This is a genomic window from Psychrobacter piscatorii (assembly GCF_001444505.1).
GTDB classification, from domain to species: Bacteria; Pseudomonadota; Gammaproteobacteria; order Pseudomonadales; family Moraxellaceae; genus Psychrobacter; species Psychrobacter piscatorii_B.
This window is the reverse complement of sequence record NZ_LNDJ01000060.1, coordinates 1-17,902: the sequence shown is the minus strand read 5'-3', so window position 1 is coordinate 17,902 and position 17,902 is coordinate 1. Positions and strand designations below refer to the sequence as shown.

The window sequence follows — 17,902 nt, the reverse complement described above, 5'->3', positions numbered from 1 at the left end:
TAGTCAAATGACGATCGTTTATCTTTCAATAGGCTGGCGATGGTAAGTTACATTTGTCAGTGATTGGGTAACGAAGCTAATAGGTAATGAACAATTTCTAACACGGCAATACTTCGTTTTCGCTACTATAACCTCTTATAAGCTAAACGCATTATTAAGAACAAGTAAATGACACCAGTAATACTTTGGAGAGAATGATGAAAACCATCACTAAAATTGCAACCGCCCTACCTGCCTTTGCTCTGCTAAGTGCCTGTGCCACGACCGCGCCTACCATGCCAGATGAGACTGATACCTCAGCGCCAGAAAAAGTCACTGCCGCTTATGATCGCATGGCAGCCGCCCCTTATACCTGTACCGATGGCAGCACCATCATGGCAAAGCAGTCTATTAACAAAAAACAAGTCATGCTCAATGCCACCTTACCCAAAGTAAAATGGACAGAGCAAAAGATTGTCTTAAACGGTTATGTAAAAGGTGATGTCGCAAGCTATGTCAACGACTCAAATCCAAAAGCGGTCTATGCATGGCATATGAAAGGTGACAAAGGTATCTTTGCCATCAAATGGGCAAGCGGTCAAGAATATAAAGTAAACTGCCAACTCTAATTACTCAAAGATAAGCAGCGCTCTATCAAAAATAAAACAGTCGCCCTTGAGCGGCTGTTTTTTATACGTGTTCTTTATACACATCTTCTTTCTGATGATTATGGATATCACCAGTGCTGGTTTGTTTTGCTAGAGAAGCACACCGAAACCTGTCAAAATAGCCTGAGCACCAATTAATGATGATCAATAGTAAAAAGGATAACCCGATGGCGACGCGTCTGATAACGATGATGATAATGGCAGCTGCGAGTATGTGGGCGCTGACAGGCTGCGACGATAGCGTCAAAACCCCTGATCCAGCCGCCGAAACAGCGGCAACCACATCAGACTCGTCAACACCCGCAGCCGATCAGATAGATTGGTCATTAGTCGCTAGTGGTACCAAGCCTGCCGACCCCACCAACTATAAGTATCCATTTGCAATCGATAGTCAAAACGTCCGTGACTATGCAGAGTACTTCGATGTAGATCTTGCCACGGCTCAACACAACCTCACTATCAGTATGGCAAGTAACGAAGCCCTATCCAAAGCCTTGGATCAGCTGAGCGAAACCTATGTCTCACATGAGCTGACCGATGGCAACGAGATGAAGCTAGTCATTCATACCACACCTGACGTCGCTGCCAGTACCTACGATTATGTATTATCAGACGACTTTGCCAAAGGATTGGTATTACCTATTTTGATTAAACCAGATGGCAAAAAAGGCGACGCAAAGGCGCATGGTGAGATGGTGGAGTAGAAATTTATAGGGTGTGCGCTGCTTTATCTAAAAGAGTAAATCAAAAATCTTACCCATATTATGCAATGGGTACTTTCAAGCTTTATTAATAGACTTCTTGCAAAATCAACAGCTTATTGACTTAGACTGACTAAGTTATAAGGACTAGCGATGACTTATTCAAAGTAATCAACAATTTTTTTAGATATTTGAATGATTTAAATATCAAGAAGCTTTTACAAACAAATTATACTTATTGAAGTGAAAAACACTCCTTATATTATGAACATAAATAGTCAACATATTGACGAAATAACTGCCTTATTAGCGATTGCCTCTAATAAAACCTTCGCTGCGGCTGGAAAAGCTATTGGCAGACATCCTACTATTATTTCCAAACGTATTGCTTCGCTAGAAACCCGTCTGGGTGTGCGTCTGGTTGAACGAACTACCCGTCAAGTGCAACTCACAGATACAGGCAGACGTCTTGCTGAGAAGTACAGACTGGCAACCGACATGATACAGGAGGCGCAAGAAGAAGCTGTCGAACATACTCATGTTCTAAAAGGCAGATTAAAACTGGCTTTTCCCGCCACGATGGGGCGTTTGTGGTTGGCACCTGAAATCCCTAAATTCATGGCAAAGTATCCAAAACTAGAGCTGGATATTAGCTATAGCGATGATTATGTTGATTTGGTTGAAGGTGGATTTGATGCTGCGATTCGAATTGGACACCTGACCGATAGTAGACTCATTGCCCGTAAACTGATAAGCCATAAACGAATTCTCGTTGCCTCTCCAGCTTATCTTCAAAATCATGGAACCCCTCTACAACCTGAACAGCTCCTCGAGCACAACTGTATTGGTAATCCCACGCTCCATTCTTACCCAATATGGCGTCTATCCGACGGCAAGCAGCTCACTATGATTCGCACTAATGGTACATTATTGAGTAATGACAGTATCGCTATGCTAGAAGCAGCACGAGGCAATATCGGTATACTTGGTGCAGGAGAATGGCTTGTTGCGCGGGATATTAAGGCAGGAACTTTAGTGCAACTGATGCCACAGTGGCATTTCGATGGTGACGGTGGTATTTACTTCGTTAAGGCGTCACGCCAGTATGTACCAGCACGCACAGAAGCGTTTGCTACTTGGGTCTCGCAGTTATTCCAATCTGTACCGTGGGCGTAGTCAGTATTACTTTCACATCATATTAGTGCAAATTATGCATGAGTATTATGCATAATTGGTCTATTGCTTCTTATTATGCATATTGACACAATCATCTCCTGAAAATAAATCTAGGAGATATTGATATGCCACACCTTTCCCCCGCCATCAAAACAGGCTCATTGCTGTTCTTATCGGGTCAACTTGCTTTCGATGAAAACGGTGAAATTCACGGTGATATCGAAGCGCAAACCGCTTTAATTCTTGCCCACCAATTTAAAGTTTTGGCTGAATATGGTCTAAGTCCAGAAAGTGTCGTAAAAACTGGAGTATGGATTACTGAAAGAAACAACTTTCAAAAATTTGATGGCGCTTTTGCACGCGCATTTGGTGATCATTTACCAACCCGTTCGACAGTGGTCTCAGAGCTTGCGCTTAAAGAAGCCTTGGTTGAAATAGACTTAGTGGCTTCGTTTGAAGCGCTTACCCGCTGATATTTTAAAATATTTTTGTAACCTCGGAATTAAGGAGAAAAATATTATGAATATTCAGCGTATCGCTGCATTTCCAAAAGGTCTAGAAGGGGGCAACCCTGCTGGCGTTGTTCTTTGTGAGTTAATGCCAGACGCCATCACAATGCAATCCCTAGCCGCAGAGATTGGCTATTCTGAAACTGTGTTTGCAGCGCCACATGATAATGGTTGGCGCGTTCGATATTTTTCACCAAAAGTAGAAGTGGATTTTTGTGGTCATGCAACCATTGCGCTTGGTGCCACTCTTGCTAAACACTTTGGACAGGGGGTTTTCCACCTAACTCTAAATCATGCACAGATCAGTGTTGAAGGTTATTGCTCTGACCAAAACTGGGGGGCAGCCTTTGTGTCACCGCCTACGCATAGTCGTCCCATAAGTACCCAATTGTTGACTGAAGCTCTCAGTTTGTTTGGACTTACTGAGGCCGATTTGGATCCAAGAATTCCACCTGCGATTGCTCATGCGGGTGGTGATCATTTGATACTGGCAGTTAATGACAGACGAACTTTACAAGCAATGCAGTATCACCAAGAAAATGGACATCACTTATCGGTTCAAGAAAGTTTGGTGACCTTCAATCTTATTTACGCTGAGCAAGCTCAAATTTTTTACTCACGCAACCCATTCCCAGTAGGCGGTGTATTCGAAGATCCAGCAACTGGGTCAGCGGCGGCGGCATTGGCTGGGTATCTTAGAGATATCAACTGGCCACATTCAGGCTCTATTGTAATTTACCAAGGGGAAGATATGGGTATGCCCTCATGTCTAACTGCTGAGATATCACCTCGCCTGGGCGCTGGTATCAAAGTATCAGGTAATGTACGACCTATCGTATAGTCGATTCATTGAAATCTCCTAATGACTGAGAGTTAACATATGACAGTATCACCAGAAGAAAAGCTTGATTCCCTCAATATCATCTTACCTCCTCCTCCCAGGCCAGCAGGTCAATATCAGCCTGCTTACCTAGTTGAGAACGTACTTTATCTGTCTGGACAAGGACCAAGAAATGAGGAGGGTCAGTTTTTAACAGGACGTTTGGGTAGTGATATTACGGTCTCGGTGGGCTATAGCGCGGGGCGTAATGTGGCACTGCAAATACTGTCCATTGCAAAAGATACCTTAGGGGATTTATCACGTATTGACTCAGTTATAAAGCTGTCTGGTGTCGTGAATGCTTGCGATAGCTTTGTTGACCACGCAAAGGTTGTCGATGGTTGCTCTGACTTACTGGTTGAAGTTTTAGGCACAAAAGGTCATCACACTCGCTCAGTTATGGGTGCAAATGCTCTACCTTTTGGCATGATTCTTCAAGTAGATGCCATTTTATTAATCAAATAACGCTATTTCATTTATACATCTGTCTCAATAAGAGGTATCTCAGGAGTTTTACATGTCGCTCATAGAAATCATTTTAGCTTCAGGGCGCTCCTCCGTTGATATTGCACTTTATACACTGCTTCCTATCATGATTGTGATGCTATGTATCATGAAAGTCATTGAGCAAAACGGTCTCATGGACATTATCGTCAAAGCGCTCAGTCCACTTTTAAAGCCTTTTGGTCTAACAGGAATAAGTACCTTTGCCCTAATTCAAATGAATTTTATTAGCTTTGCTGCACCACTCGCTACCCTCACGATTATGCAAAGTAGAGGCGTCTCTGATCGGCACTTAGCAGCAACCTTAGCGATGTTATTGGCTATGGCGCAAGGTAATATTCTATATCCGATGATTCCTCTGGGTCTAAACTGGACAGCAGCAATCGTCTTTTCTATCATCGGTGGCTTATGCGCTTCATCAGCAACTTGGTATCTGTCAGGGCGTATGCTATCCGATGAGCATCCTGATACGTCAGAACAATTATTTGATAAAGACCCTTCTGATAGTAACTTTATGAAAGTAATCAATGATGCGGGTATCGAAGCCATACGCTTAGCCGTTGGTGCTATTCCAATGTTAACTTTATCTATTACGATAGTAGGTATTTTAAGAGAGGCTGGGGCAATTGTGATGTTAGAACAAGCGCTGTCTCCCCTATTATCTGCTACAAATACATCTTCAACATTTATTATGCCCACATTGGCTAAATACGTAGGTGGAGGAACAGCCTATTTAAGCGTTGCAATTGACTTGGTTCAACAAAAAGAAATGTCAGCGACCCAAGTTAATACTTTTGCAGAGTTTTTGGTAAATACGTTCGACTTACCAGGAATAGGCATATTTTTAAGCTTAAACCATCGGTTTATACGATTGATAAAGTATGCCGTTCCAGGAATATTGATAGGAATTTTAGTGCGAACTTTACTGCACTTTGCTGTTTTTAGTTAGCTCAAATGGTATTTCCCTTACTTTCTCCACAACATTAAAGACTGAGAAAAATACCATTTAACATCGACATTATCGTAAAAATTAAAGACCAACCATCGCCAAAAACTCATCCTCACCCACAATTTTGACGCCAAGTTTTTCAGCTTTGGTCAGTTTGGAGCCAGCCTTCTCCCCTGCCAGTAGCGCGGTGGTTTTTGCCGAGATACTGCCTGAGACTTTTGCACCCAGCGCTTGTAGTTTGGCCTTGGCTTCATCACGCGCCATGCTATCGAGCGCACCCGTGATGACCCACGTTTGCCCATCGAGTGGTAGCCCTTCGGATGCGACCTGCTCGACCTTATCCCAGTGCACGCCAGCTTCACGTAGCGCCGTGATGACTTCAATATTGTGCGGCGCACGGAAGAATTTATAGGTCAGCTCAGCGGTGATTTCACCAACATCTGGCGTTTTTATCAAGGTCTCAATGTCGGCAGTCATTAAGGCGTCAAGATCACCAAACTGCTGTGCGAGGTTTTGCGCGGTGCTCTCGCCCACACCGCGAATGCCGAGCGCGTAGATAAAGCGCGCAAGGGTGGTGTGTTTGCTCGCTTCAATGGCGGCAAGGATGTTGTTGACCGACTTTTCGCCCAGCTTTTCAAAAGTGATCAGCTCGTCGGTATGGTTATGTAAGTCATAGATATCAGCGACAGTTTTAACCAGACCATGCTCAAAAAAGCTAATCAGCCAACTCGCACCAAGCCCATCGATATCCATGGCGCGGCGCGAGACGAAGTGAATCAGCGCCTCTTGCTGCTGCGCGGGGCAATACAGTCCACCTGTGCAGCGGGCTAAGGCTTCGCCCTCGGGCAAGATGACGGGCGAACGACAGACAGGACAAGTCGAAGGTAGGGTGACAGGCTCGCTGTCTGCGGGGCGCTGGTCTGCCCAAACGCGGGTGACTTTGGGGATGACATCACCTGCACGGTGCACGCTAACCATATCGCCTGCGCGCACATCCAAGCGTTGAATCTCACCAAAGTTATGTAAGGTGACATTGCTGACGGTGACGCCGCCGACTTTGACGGGTTCGAGCTTGCCCACTGGCGTGATTTGCCCTGTACGGCCAACTTGCCATTCGATATCGTTGAGACGCGTCATCACAGTCTCGGCAGGGAATTTATAGGCCGTCGCCCAGCGCGGTTCACGAGATAAAAACCCAAGCTGCTGCTGTAACGCAAGGCTGTTGACCTTAATCACTATGCCATCGATTTCAAATGGCAAATCGGCACGACCCTCTATCACGGATTCATAGTACGTCTGGGCGGCGCGTGGATTGGCGACCACTTCTACAGCGCTGACGGTAAAGCCAAGCTCGGTGAGCCATGCCAGCGCCCCTGATTGGGTTTCTATACTCTCAGGCAGTCCTTGATTGACCGAATAGCCATAGAATGCGAGTGGACGACTGGCGGCTATGGCGGGATCAAGCTGACGTAAGCTACCAGCAGCGGCATTGCGTGGATTGGCAAAGGTTTTGCCTTCGCTCGCCTCGCTAAGTCGATTCAGACGCTCAAACCCTGCTTTTGGCATTAACACTTCACCGCGCACTTCTAGCAGCTCGATATCAGCCGCATCGGCGATCCATAGTGGCAGATTACGAATGGTTTTGGCATTTTGGGTGATGTCCTCACCCGTCTGCCCATCACCGCGCGTGACCGCTTGCACGAACTTACCATGCTCATATTTTAGTGAGACCGCCAGACCATCAAGCTTTAGCTCCATCTCATACTCAGGATTTTGCTGCGAGTCGCTCAGGCGATCATTGACACGGCGCATAAAGTCACGCAAGTCATCGTATTCAAAGACATTACCCAGTGATAACATCGGGATATCATGCGTGACTTGGGTAAAGGCTGAGAGCGGCATATCGCCGACTTGATTGATCGGACTGTCTGGCTGCACCAAGTCCGGATATTCTTCTTCAATCTCAAGCAACGAGCGGCGCAATTGATCGTATTCGCTGTCTTCTAAGATTGGATTATCAAGCACATAGTAGGCGTAGTTGTGCTGTTTGATAGACTCGATAAGCGTGCGCATTTGCGAGACAATTTCTGTATTCTTATTTGTGCCGTCATTGGCCGAACTGGCTATATTGGATGTTGCGGTTTGTGCTTGAGCAGATAGGTTTTTAGAATTATTTGGTGAGGTAGCGTCAGTCATAGTCGGGGTCTTTTTTGTCATTCAAGATGCCGATATGATAACAAGTTTACAGGAGGCTCGGATATAGCCAATCCCATATAAATCAGCTACTGTGTCAGGCTCGCTCAGTCTACTATGTGTAGTACTTTCACTCACCTTCCTCGTATCTAAATTATCTTGGGTCGGCTCTAAATTTTTGCAGAAACTATAGCCCATTAAAAAAGGCAAATAACGTGAATCGCTATTTGCGCTTTCTATGATTTTTTATACTCATCAGCTGTTAACTTTCTTAGTTTTTAAGTCTTTGAGCTTTCAAGTCTTTAAGCTTTTAGCTTTCATAGTCACGAACTTGGTTACGTAGCTGCTGCTTGTATTCAGGCGTGATTGGTTGGTTCTCTTCATCGAGCATGATCGCGTCAAGATCGCTTGCCATCATATAAGCAATGCTCATCATGCTATCGAAGCTGCGCACGGCTTGTGGATGTGGCAATGATAAAAACATAACGATGCCGTCATACGTGTTGGTCGCGACACTATGCGGATCAAATGGCGCGATACCACTATCGGTGATACCCATCATGCTAAACCACAGCATACCCGTGCCGTCTTTTTGCTCATAGCGATGGAACATATTCATCGCACCATAGCGTAGACCATACTTGTCAATCAATGCTAGCAGGTCACGACCACGGATAATCGCCGTTGGACGATCGCGATATTGGTGCGGCAAGATGGTGATATTGATGTTGTCTTTGGCATTGATCAAGGGGCCATTTTGCGCATCATCGCCTGACTCTGATAAATGCTGATCCAGTATCGGGCTGTTGTTGTCGAAGCTTGGCTCTTCTGCCGTGTCAATCGATGGCATCAAGCTATCTGTTGCCGACATGAGGCTAGAGAATGCATCAGGCTCTTGCTCGATATGCATCTGCTCAGCCGCTTCTGCAAACTCAGCATTATCAGCGCGACGTTGCTCTTCTTGCCAGCGCGCATAGTCCTCATTGTCGACGACGTCATGATCTTCATCCGCCATAGTGTCACGCTCAGCAGTCAGCTGGGCATCGACGTTAGTATGAGTCTGCGTCAATGGCTCTTCTTCAACGACAGCATTCAGATAAGTGCGGTCAGGGCCAATGCTCGTCTCGCCAGCAACCGTATCATCAAAGTCTGGCTGATCAACGATATTGCGCTCATGACGCGGTATGATGGGAATACCGTTTTTATCATAATTGACCGCAGCAGCTTCAGCACCATTACGGCGCTTAAAACTGCGAATGACCATAAACAGCCCTGCGAGCACGATAAACGCGGCAATGGCAATCAATACAAACTGAATAGCGGTCATGATAAATACATCCTAGTATATATAACAAAAGGGAATACACAAACGAGCATAAATGGCAATATTCTAGCATGGCTGACCCATGTCGTCACCACATTGTGTACTTTATAACCAGTATGCTGGACTGAGGTCAAGCATATTTGTATTTATGCCAATGGATTGATTATATTTGCATCGCTTTGATTCTCATAGCGCTTTTGGTATCTGCTATTGTCTCTTAGCTCTCTACATAACGCGCGGCTTCATCGAGCGACACGCTGACTAGGGTAGAAATACCAGCGCTCGGCATGGTGATACCCTTTAGCTCATCGGCAATCTGCATCGTCAGTTTATTATGACTGATAAAGATAAACTGCAAGTCATCTGCCAACTCATGAATCAAGCTGGTAAAACGCGCAACATTGGCATCATCGAGCGGCGCATCGACCTCATCAAGCACGCAGAACGGTGCAGGATGCTGCTTAAATATCGCAAAAATCAAACTCAATGCGGTCAGCGTTTTTTCACCGCCCGAGAGTACGGCTAAGCGACTGTTGCGCTTGCCTTTTGGCTGCGCCATCAAGGTAAGCCCTGCTCGCCATTGTTCTGACTTTGGCGTGTTGGCTGGCATCTCTTCTGTGTTCAACGTCAGACTGGCTTGCCCACCGCCAAAGACTTTGGCAAACAAATTGGCCAGCTCATTATTGACCGCATCGAGCGTCTGCATAAATAGCGTCTTGGTCGTCTCATCGATCGAAGCAATCGCTTCAGTCAATGTCTGCATACTGGCGGCGATATCGGTGGTCTGCTGCGCAAGTGGCTCCAAGCGCTCATTGACTTCGGCCAACTCCGCGACGGCTGCCAGATTGACGGCACCAATTTTACTCAGCTGCTGCGCAAGCTTGGCGCGCTCGGACGCAAGCTCAGCGATTTTGTCTGGGCGGACACGGCGATCATGAGCGATAAAGTCTGCCAGTAAGTTTGAGACACTCATGGTTTGTTGAGGCTGTTCTGCTTGCGTTTTGTACTTCTCACTCACTTGAGTATAAGCCTCTAGCGCGCTTTGGGTATGTCTACTTGCATCCTCCAAACGCGCGGCACTCAGTGCTAACTCAGTTGCATGCTGCGCAAGTTCGCTTTGCTGCTTCTGCAAGGTATTTTGCAACGTATCAAATGCCGTCTGCTGCTCAGCATACGCTTGCTTTAGTGCTGTGAGCGCGCTATCACGCTCACTCAATAACGCTTGCTGCTCATCGCGCGTTGTCTGTGCGCTATGCAATGCGGCTTGCAACGTTGGTAATGTGCTCTGCTGCTTATCATGGCGCGCCTGTAGACTCTGCTCACTCTCTAATGACTTGTCATATTGCTCGGTTGCACGCGCCAGACTGCTTACACAATGCTCTAAGCGCATCTCATGTTGCTGAATACGCAGCTGCAACGCTTGCCAAGCCTCATCATCGGCTTGACGTGCGCGGTGTAACTCGCTGCGCTCCGCTTGTAATTGCTGATTGGTCGCTCGTGCCTCTGCTATTTGCGGCGTAAGTGTGGCGATCTCGCGTTCGATATCCTGCTGCTCACGAATAAGCGTCTGCGCCTCATGCGCAAGCTCTTGCTTTTCTTGCTCAAGCGCCGCTTTGTCAGCATTTAGGCGTTGGCTGTCTGCTTGCAAGCGCTCTGTCTTTGCCTGCTGCGTGGTTAGTTGCTGCTGGTAGCGATGCTTGTCACGGGTTAATTGCTCAGCTTGTGCGCGCGTTTCTTCTAGACTGACCATCAATGCGTCATAGTCACGCTGGTGTTTTGCGAGGGATTTTTGCTGATTGTCGATGCTCAACTCTAGCTCACCGAGCAGGTCCTCTAGCGTTTGCAAACGCGTGCGCTGCGCCAAACGCTGGGTGAGAAACTGACTGCTGCCCTCGCTTTGATCGTCTTGCGCGCCAGCGAGCTTACTCAAATTAAGCGTGCCTTGACGACTGATGATCCAACCATCAGCAGTCAGCAGAAGCGCTGATGACGGTAATGACTTTAAGACATCGGCAAACACGTTAATATTATGCTCACTAGCAGACTCAAACTGCGCTGTGTATAGATAACACTGCTGCCATAGCGCAAGCGCAGGCTGCGCAATCAGCTGTGATAATGGCAACACTTTATCAGTTAAGCTCTCTGGTAAGTCGCTGATAAAGGCACTGTCTCTGGTTTTATTTTGCTTCGCAGCCAACCATAGGCTATGACCCGTTGCTAGTGTTTTTTCTTTTGTACTGGCTGAGGTGTTTTGTATGGTTTGATAAGTCAGCAAATCAGTAACATCATCTTCAAGTGCTTGCCACAAACTCAAACTATTGGCTTTTTGATCCGCATCATTCACATGATCAGCACGTGCTGAATTGGTGTGGCTTGCAATTAATACATGGCTATCTAGCCATAACGCTAAAACACTATCGAGCAGCTGTGCGTGCGCTTGCCCCTTCGCGCTCAGTTCAATCTGTTCACGCAGTGTCGTAATAGCCAATTGCTGTGTATTTACAGCGCCACTATCGGTGTTATTTGTTGAAGCTGCTTTGTTTTGAGAGTTTGATATAGGTTTTGGATGCAATATCTGATGCAAAGTGTCGTATTCACCTGCGAGTAGTGCATGACGTTTTTCATCATCGCTCAGCTCGCGTTGCTGCGTGTTCAGTCGCTGCTGCAAATGATGCGCTTGCGGCTGTATCTCAGACAGACGTTCGTCCACACCGTCGTATTGACGCTCAATCTGCTGTAGCGTTGTGCTCAGTTCAGTGACTTGCTGTGCTAGCGCTTGACTTAGGTCGTGCTTATCCGCTGCCTGACTTGCATCAGTACTGGCACTAACAGCATTAGTATTGTCAGATGGCGCTATAGACTGCTGCAATTGCTGCCAGAGGTTTTGCCAATTTTGCTCGCGGCGTTGCCACTTATCATCGCTTTGCTGGTGACGCTTTTGTGCTTGAGTATTAATCGCCTGCTGCTGCTCAAGCGTACGTGCCTTGTCTTGCAGACGCGACAGCTGGTTTTGTGCGTCATGCCATGCGCGCTGCAATGGCTGCTCATGACGCTTGTGGTTATCACGCTTGTCGCTCAGCTCAGCGAGCTGTGGGCGTAACCTCTCTAATGCTTGCTGCTGCTCAGCTTGTTCAGTGTTAAGCCGCTCAATATCAGCGAGTGATTGCTGGCGCTGCTGCGCCAAGTGAGACAGTTGCTGCTCAATGGCTGCCAGCTGTGCAGTGGCATCACTCAGTTGATGCTCAGCGTTTTGGTAGCCCAGCTGCTGCTCGTAATGCGCGCTTTGGGCATCATCTTTGAGCCATTGCTCTTGGTTAATACGAGCGGTGAGCTTGTCTTGTTGTGCCTTTAGCGTGTCATAATCCGCTTGCAATGTTGACACTTCAGCCGTACTGCGCTCATGTATGATTTTTTGCTGCTGATGCTGCTGCTTGGCCTGATAGAGCTGCTGAATGGCAAGCTGCTGCTCGATATCAGCCAGGCTTAGTGAGATCTCTTCGTGACGCTGCGCGCTCGCTGCCTGTTTGGACAGTGCCTTTTGTTGGCGGAGCAGCTCGCTTTGCATATCGTGCAGACGCGCCAAATTATCTCTTGTCTTTTCAAGCTTTTTTTGTGTCTCTTCGCGGCGAGCCTGATAGCGCGAAACCCCAGCCGCCTCTTCGATGAACTCACGCAGCTGCACGGGACTTGACTCAACAATTCGCCCAATCATACCTTGCTCAATCACCGCATAACTACGCGCACCCAATCCTGTACCCAAGAACACATCGACCACATCGCGGCGACGACAGCGCGTACCATTGATAAAGTAATCTGAGCGGCCGTCTTTATTTACCTGACGGCGAACGGACAGCTCTTGGTACAAGTTAAGCTCATGGCGAATACCCGTTTGCTCATCTTGGGTATGCTCAAAGGTCAGCTCAACACTCGCCACACTCTTGGCCGCTTTGTCTTGCGTACCAGCAAAGATAACATCGCTCATCGCCCCGCCGCGCAGCTGCTTGGCAGAGGTCTCACCCAGCACCCAGCGTATGGCATCAATCACATTGGATTTGCCGCAGCCGTTTGGCCCGACGATGGCAGTGATGCCATGGCGAAAGGTAAAGGTCGTTGGGTTGGCAAAGGACTTAAAACCTGCCAGCTTTAGAGATTTTAAACGCATGAATAGTCAATAGATATGGCGAAAACAGGCGGCTATTCTACCTGAAATTGTCGTGAGTTTTTAGGATTAAACGTCTAAGTGCATAAACGATTTTGACTTCAGGCTTTGATGAAACCCTCGTAATAGTTTTTGCTCCACTTGGCTGACCTCGTTTTCTGCTAAGTAGCGCTGATTGAACGCAATCAATGCTGACCACGTGATACTGGCCACTTGCAGATGATCAACAATATCTAACAGCTCTGGTCTTAATAGATGCTGATATTTCTTGGGTCTTTTGTGACACAGCGCCAGCTCTCGGTCGGCTAAGCGCTGCTTGTTGTGCTCTAGCGCATTACCACCGATGAACAACAACAAAAACTTAGCCCCTTTATCGATAAAGCCTTTATCAAGTAAATGCTCATACATCACGCAGTACTTGAGCAGCTGATCTGGGTTTTTTCGACCATTAAATTTCAATTCGTTTGCTACCAGCACATTCGCCTGATGGTTGTAGGCCAAATTGTCCATATACATGGCTTTTAGCTCGGTGCTGGCCTCAAACAATCCGCTGTTGCCATGGGTCGACCATGTGCCACTTGATTCAAACGGAATAAACTGCTGATAAAATAAATCTAAATAGGCGTCGCTACATAAACTTAAAAAGATATCGAACTCTTTATTTAGATAATCTTCAGAAAAGAATTTTACGCGGCGCACAGCTTCTCTAGGATGACAGATGCCAACTCTTTGGGATGCATAGGTTTCTAATTGCTCCGTGTCATGCATTTTTGCGTTGAGCTTTTTGATAATGGCGTGTTCAATCTCTTCTACACTTTTGCCTGCTAGCTCAGGCTGGGTAGCCCACTCAATGATTTGGCGTACATATTGCTTTTTGGTGATACCAAGAATTTGCTTGGGCTCCCACGCCAAAAACTCTACCATATTGGTAAGACCAGTCGTCCATGATATCTGGTCTTTCAAGTGCCTCACCGAGCCAAAGACACGGCGATATTTTTCTGCTGCTTTCATACTAATAATGTCTCATGGTTTACATTTTTTACAACAAAGATGTGCCGTGATTACAACACACCCAATCCACTTAATAACAACTGCCCTCCTGCAAATATCAATAATACGCCAAACGCGCGCTTGAGCATCAAGGCAGGCAATACATGAGCGAGTTTGGCACCCACTTTTGCCATTGCAAAGCTCGCCACCGAAATACACAAAAATCCTATGACATGGACAAATCCGATGGTGCCCTCAGGCAGATTGACCACATCTTGACCAAACCAGGCAAATCCAGCCGCGCCAGCCAGAGCAATAGGCAGACCGCACGCCGCTGACGTCCCGACCGATTGCTTCATCGGCAGCCCCGCCCAGTTCAAAAACGGTACGGTCAAACTACCACCGCCAATCCCAAAAATAGAGGACGCCATGCCAATGCCCGTACCAGCGCCAAACTGTACCCCAGCAGGTGGCAGCGGTTTGCCCACTTGCTCTTTGTTAGAAAAGAACAGCATTTTTAGCGCAACCAATAGCGCACCGACCCCAATGATGGCTTGTAGCGCCTGACCATCAATCATATCTGCGATACCAGCGCCGACCAGACTCCCGATGACCAAGCCGAGCGCCATCTTGCGCCATACTTCCCAGCGGACACCGCCGCGTTTATTATGAGCCGTCAGTGAGCTGATCGAGGTCACAACAATGGTCGCAAGAGACGTACCAATAGCTAGGTGTGTCACCACCTCTGGCGAAAAGTCGTACGCGGTAAAAATCCAGACCAGTGCGGGGACGATAATCATGCCGCCGCCCACGCCAAACAAGCCTGCACTGACACCTGCAAACGCCCCTGCAATCACAAACCACACATATAACATCATAGAACAAACCTTTTATAATACTGGCCTAGTATTAATTTTATTGCCTACTTACTGGTTTCTTAGCGCACTTAACTGTATTTGCCAAATCTCAACGTGACCTTTATGCTGTCTTTGGTAACCGCTTAGTATATCAAAGTTTCCTTTAACCACATCGATTAAACTTATGCCACCACTCATCAATTTTTCTCCCGCTTTATCCGAGCTTAACCACCGTCACGTTGCCAGTAGCGCCTCGACCAACAGCGAGCTGATCGCAGCGCTGCAAGATGGCACGCTAGATGCTGCTACCGTACACGTCTTGACCGCAGAGACGCAGAGCGAGGGACGTGGTCAACTTGGGCGCTCGTGGCAGTCACCACGCGGTAATGTCTATCTGTCGCTATATCATCCCGTGCATATGCCGATCAGTGGGCTACTGTCTTTGATTATTGGCTTTGAGCTGGCAAAAATGCCTGTTATCCAAGCCTTGAATGAGCAATTACAAGCACAAGGATTGACGCCAATTGGGGTGAAATGGGCCAATGACTTAGGGTTTTATCCATCTCAAGATGTTAAGCGTGCGTTATTGGATAGCGGTGAGGCACATCAGCAAACACTACCGTTTCAAAAGCTCGCTGGCATCTTGATAGAACCCGTGACCAAATCTGGCAAGCTGGTTGGTGTGGTACTAGGCATTGGGTTGAATGTAAAAGCTGCGCCAACGCTCACCGCGCAAACCTCTGAGGGGATGAGTTATCAGGCCATCAGCCTCCAAGATATCTATGCAGTGCTGCAGCCAGCAACACAAGCCACTCGCCTGCCAGACTTACAAACATTGTATCAGCAGATGAGCAAAGCACTGATGGCAGCGATGACTCGATTTGAGCATTTGACCATCGAAAAACCAACGGGGCATACCTATTATTTAGATGGATTTTTGCAGCAGTTTGCTGCGATGGACGCACTAGCGGGTCTGCGATTGCGCGTTACCCAAGACTATAATAATGAGAAAAAAGTCATGACGGGAGTCGCTTGCGGTGTCGACACTTATGGGTGTTTGCAATTACAGCAAGATAACGGTAAGATTTCTACGCTTTTTACTGGACGTATTGACGTTATTTATTAGGGACATGCCCTAGGCTTAATCATAACACTGACGAGCACCATCATTAACGAGCGCTATATAAAGGGATTTTTATGCTCTGGCTTGATCTTGGCAATACCCGCCTAAAATACTGGCTGACCGACGATATCGGGCAGATAGTCGCCCATGACGCCAAGCAGCATCTGCAAGCACCCGCTGAATTACTCATGGGTCTGACTGACCGCTTTGAGCGTTATGCGCCCGATTTTATTGGTATCTCATCCGTACTGGGCGATGCGCTAAATGCTAAAGTGTCAGAGACGCTCAGTCGTTTGAACATTCCATTTGAGTTTGTCCATGTTGATGCCGCGCATGCGCTTATGAAAAGCGCGTACAACGACCAGCAGCTCGGCTGTGATCGCTGGCTACAGATGCTCGGCGCCGTCGATAAGAAAAAACGCCAATGCGTGATCGGCTGCGGTACGGCGGTGACGATTGACTTGATTGATCACGCTGAGCATTTGGGTGGTTATATCTTCCCCAGTATCTACTTACAACGCGAGTCTCTGTTTTCTGGAACCAAGCAAATCACCATCTCTAACGGCACGTTTGATAGTGTCAGCCAAGGCATGACCACCCAAGACGCCGTGCACCGCGGTATCTTGCTCTCTATCGTTGGTGCGGTTAATGAGATTAGTCGTCGTCACCCAAACTTTGAAGTGATCATGACAGGAGGCGATGCAGCCACTATCTCGCAGCATGTCAATCGCCCCGTACGCTTGCGCGATGATTTATTATTAAATGGTCTGGCACGGTATTTTGATTATCGTAATAAACCATAATCCATCATAGATAAGCCAATATCATACTGTCACACTGACAAAAAAAGCAGCACGTTTAAAGCGTGCTGCTTTTTTATTAGATACTTTTCTCTTTTATAAGGTCAAAGCTTTGCTAGCTACTGCCCTAACCCTTTTTTATTTGGTCTCGTTAAACAGCTCACGACCGACCAGCATACGACGAATCTCGCTAGTACCTGCGCCAATCTCATACAGCTTAGCATCGCGCCAGTAGCGACCGAGTGGATACTCGTTGGTATACCCATTACCGCCAAATATCTGAATGCCCTCACCTGCCATCCATGTGGCTTTTTCGGCGCACCATAGAATCACGCTGGCACAGTCTTTTCGCACTTCTCGGCTGTGTCCTGCGCCGTGCGCGTCTAGCATATCGAGGTTTTTACCCACGGTATATAAGAAGCTGCGTCCTGCTTGTAGCACCGTATACATGTCAGCCACTTTGCCTTGGATTAATTGAAACTCACCAATTGCTTGACCAAACTGCTTGCGCTCATGGATATAAGGGACGACATTGTCCATCACTGCTTGCATGATGCCAATAGGCCCTGCCGCCAAGACGGCGCGCTCATAATCTAAGCCACTCATGAGTACCTTAACGCCTTCATTGAGACCGCCCAAGATATTTTCACTTGGTACGGTGACATTGTTAAAAGTCATCTCACCCGTGTGGCTGCCGCGCATGCCAAGCTTGTCGAGCTTTTGCGCGGTACCAAACCCTTCCATACCTTTTTCTACGATAAAGGCGGTCATGCCTTTGGCACCCATCTCAGGATTGGTCTTGGCATAGACCACCATCACATCCGCGTCAGGACCATTGGTAATCCACATTTTGCTACCGTTCAAGATGTAATTGCCGTCTTTTTCTTCGGCTTTGAGCTTCATGCTGACGACATCTGAGCCAGCACCGGTCTCACTCATTGCCAATGATCCAATGAATTCACCACTGATGAGCTTTGGTAAGTACTTTTGCTTTTGCGCTTCAGAGCCATTGCGTTTGATTTGGTTGATACAGAGATTGGAGTGGGCACCATAGCTAAGCGCCACCGATGCCGACGCTCGGCTAATCTCT

General features: G+C 47.3%; 15 protein-coding genes. 9 read left to right on the top strand and 6 right to left on the bottom strand.

Annotated elements, in window-relative coordinates; translation table 11 throughout:
- The first annotated feature begins 197 nt into the window (after window positions 1-197).
- The 7 genes from AS194_RS05595 (at window position 198) to AS194_RS05565 (ending at window position 5,366) form a co-directional block, all read left to right on the top strand.
- Window positions 198-608, top strand: coding sequence for a hypothetical protein (locus tag AS194_RS05595; RefSeq protein ID WP_058024487.1), 411 nt, complete (start codon window positions 198-200; stop codon window positions 606-608).
- Between the two features lie 206 nt (window positions 609-814).
- The gene (locus AS194_RS05590) at window positions 815-1,351 is read left to right on the top strand and encodes a hypothetical protein (RefSeq protein ID WP_058024486.1); all 537 of its coding nucleotides are present in this window, start codon (window positions 815-817) and stop codon (window positions 1,349-1,351) included.
- A 261-nt stretch (window positions 1,352-1,612) separates the two neighbouring features.
- Window positions 1,613-2,524, top strand: coding sequence for a LysR family transcriptional regulator (locus AS194_RS05585; protein WP_058024485.1), 912 nt, complete (start codon window positions 1,613-1,615; stop codon window positions 2,522-2,524).
- A gap of 125 nt (window positions 2,525-2,649) precedes the next feature.
- Window positions 2,650-2,997: a RidA family protein gene (locus tag AS194_RS05580; protein ID WP_058024484.1), complete on the top strand. Its 348-nt coding sequence runs from the start codon at window positions 2,650-2,652 to the stop codon at window positions 2,995-2,997.
- Window positions 2,998-3,043: 46 nt separating this feature from the next.
- Complete coding sequence (locus tag AS194_RS05575; RefSeq protein ID WP_058024483.1) at window positions 3,044-3,874, top strand: PhzF family phenazine biosynthesis protein; 831 nt, start codon at window positions 3,044-3,046, stop codon at window positions 3,872-3,874.
- 39 nt (window positions 3,875-3,913) lie between these two features.
- Window positions 3,914-4,378 carry a RidA family protein gene (locus AS194_RS05570; protein WP_058024482.1) on the top strand — a complete coding sequence of 155 codons (465 nt, stop codon included), beginning with the start codon at window positions 3,914-3,916 and terminating at the stop codon, window positions 4,376-4,378.
- 52 nt (window positions 4,379-4,430) lie between these two features.
- Complete coding sequence (locus AS194_RS05565) at window positions 4,431-5,366, top strand: nucleoside recognition domain-containing protein (RefSeq protein ID WP_058024481.1); 936 nt, start codon at window positions 4,431-4,433, stop codon at window positions 5,364-5,366.
- Window positions 5,367-5,447: 81 nt separating this feature from the next.
- On the opposite strand, the gene ligA is transcribed toward AS194_RS05565, so the two are convergent.
- The 5 genes from ligA to AS194_RS05540 form a co-directional block, all read right to left on the bottom strand.
- Entirely contained in the window at window positions 5,448-7,562 is a 2,115-nt protein-coding gene (gene ligA / locus AS194_RS05560) for an NAD-dependent DNA ligase LigA (protein WP_058024480.1), read from the bottom strand.
- Window positions 7,563-7,869: 307 nt separating this feature from the next.
- Window positions 7,870-8,886, bottom strand: a complete 1,017-nt coding sequence (locus AS194_RS05555; RefSeq protein ID WP_058024479.1) for a cell division protein ZipA C-terminal FtsZ-binding domain-containing protein — start codon at window positions 8,884-8,886, stop codon at window positions 7,870-7,872.
- Window positions 8,887-9,100: 214 nt separating this feature from the next.
- Window positions 9,101-13,045, bottom strand: coding sequence for an AAA family ATPase (locus tag AS194_RS05550; protein WP_058024478.1), 3,945 nt, complete (start codon window positions 13,043-13,045; stop codon window positions 9,101-9,103).
- A gap of 66 nt (window positions 13,046-13,111) precedes the next feature.
- Complete coding sequence (locus tag AS194_RS05545) at window positions 13,112-14,053, bottom strand: hypothetical protein (RefSeq protein WP_058024477.1); 942 nt, start codon at window positions 14,051-14,053, stop codon at window positions 13,112-13,114.
- A 50-nt stretch (window positions 14,054-14,103) separates the two neighbouring features.
- Window positions 14,104-14,907: a sulfite exporter TauE/SafE family protein gene (locus tag AS194_RS05540; RefSeq protein WP_058024500.1), complete on the bottom strand. Its 804-nt coding sequence runs from the start codon at window positions 14,905-14,907 to the stop codon at window positions 14,104-14,106.
- Window positions 14,908-15,073: 166 nt separating this feature from the next.
- Here AS194_RS05540 and AS194_RS05535 point away from each other — a divergent pair, with 166 nt between their 5' ends.
- The gene (locus AS194_RS05535; RefSeq protein WP_058024476.1) at window positions 15,074-16,015 is read left to right on the top strand and encodes a biotin--[acetyl-CoA-carboxylase] ligase; all 942 of its coding nucleotides are present in this window, start codon (window positions 15,074-15,076) and stop codon (window positions 16,013-16,015) included.
- A 71-nt stretch (window positions 16,016-16,086) separates the two neighbouring features.
- Entirely contained in the window at window positions 16,087-16,815 is a 729-nt protein-coding gene (locus AS194_RS05530) for a pantothenate kinase (protein ID WP_058024475.1), read from the top strand.
- A 135-nt stretch (window positions 16,816-16,950) separates the two neighbouring features.
- Here AS194_RS05530 and AS194_RS05525 read toward each other — a convergent pair.
- Window positions 16,951-17,902 (bottom strand): acyl-CoA dehydrogenase family protein (locus tag AS194_RS05525; protein WP_058024474.1); only part of this gene is annotated, 952 nt, incomplete at its 5' end.

Bases quoted from the DNA above. Each gene is read 5' to 3' on its own strand.
- AS194_RS05545 (WP_058024477.1), bottom strand. From the start codon at position 14,053: ATGAAAGCAGCAGAAAAATATCGCCGTGTCTTTGGCTCGGTGAGGCAC.
- AS194_RS05575 (WP_058024483.1), top strand. From the start codon at position 3,044: ATGAATATTCAGCGTATCGCTGCATTTCCAAAAGGTCTAGAAGGGGGC.
- AS194_RS05590 (WP_058024486.1), top strand. From the start codon at position 815: ATGGCGACGCGTCTGATAACGATGATGATAATGGCAGCTGCGAGTATG.
- AS194_RS05530 (WP_058024475.1), top strand. From the start codon at position 16,087: ATGCTCTGGCTTGATCTTGGCAATACCCGCCTAAAATACTGGCTGACC.
- AS194_RS05585 (WP_058024485.1), top strand. From the start codon at position 1,613: ATGAACATAAATAGTCAACATATTGACGAAATAACTGCCTTATTAGCG.
- AS194_RS05540 (WP_058024500.1), bottom strand. From the start codon at position 14,907: ATGTTATATGTGTGGTTTGTGATTGCAGGGGCGTTTGCAGGTGTCAGT.
- AS194_RS05565 (WP_058024481.1), top strand. From the start codon at position 4,431: ATGTCGCTCATAGAAATCATTTTAGCTTCAGGGCGCTCCTCCGTTGAT.
- AS194_RS05555 (WP_058024479.1), bottom strand. From the start codon at position 8,886: ATGACCGCTATTCAGTTTGTATTGATTGCCATTGCCGCGTTTATCGTG.
- ligA (WP_058024480.1), bottom strand. From the start codon at position 7,562: ATGACTGACGCTACCTCACCAAATAATTCTAAAAACCTATCTGCTCAA.
- AS194_RS05550 (WP_058024478.1), bottom strand. From the start codon at position 13,045: ATGCGTTTAAAATCTCTAAAGCTGGCAGGTTTTAAGTCCTTTGCCAAC.
- AS194_RS05595 (WP_058024487.1), top strand. From the start codon at position 198: ATGAAAACCATCACTAAAATTGCAACCGCCCTACCTGCCTTTGCTCTG.
- AS194_RS05580 (WP_058024484.1), top strand. From the start codon at position 2,650: ATGCCACACCTTTCCCCCGCCATCAAAACAGGCTCATTGCTGTTCTTA.
- AS194_RS05570 (WP_058024482.1), top strand. From the start codon at position 3,914: ATGACAGTATCACCAGAAGAAAAGCTTGATTCCCTCAATATCATCTTA.
- AS194_RS05535 (WP_058024476.1), top strand. From the start codon at position 15,074: ATGCCACCACTCATCAATTTTTCTCCCGCTTTATCCGAGCTTAACCAC.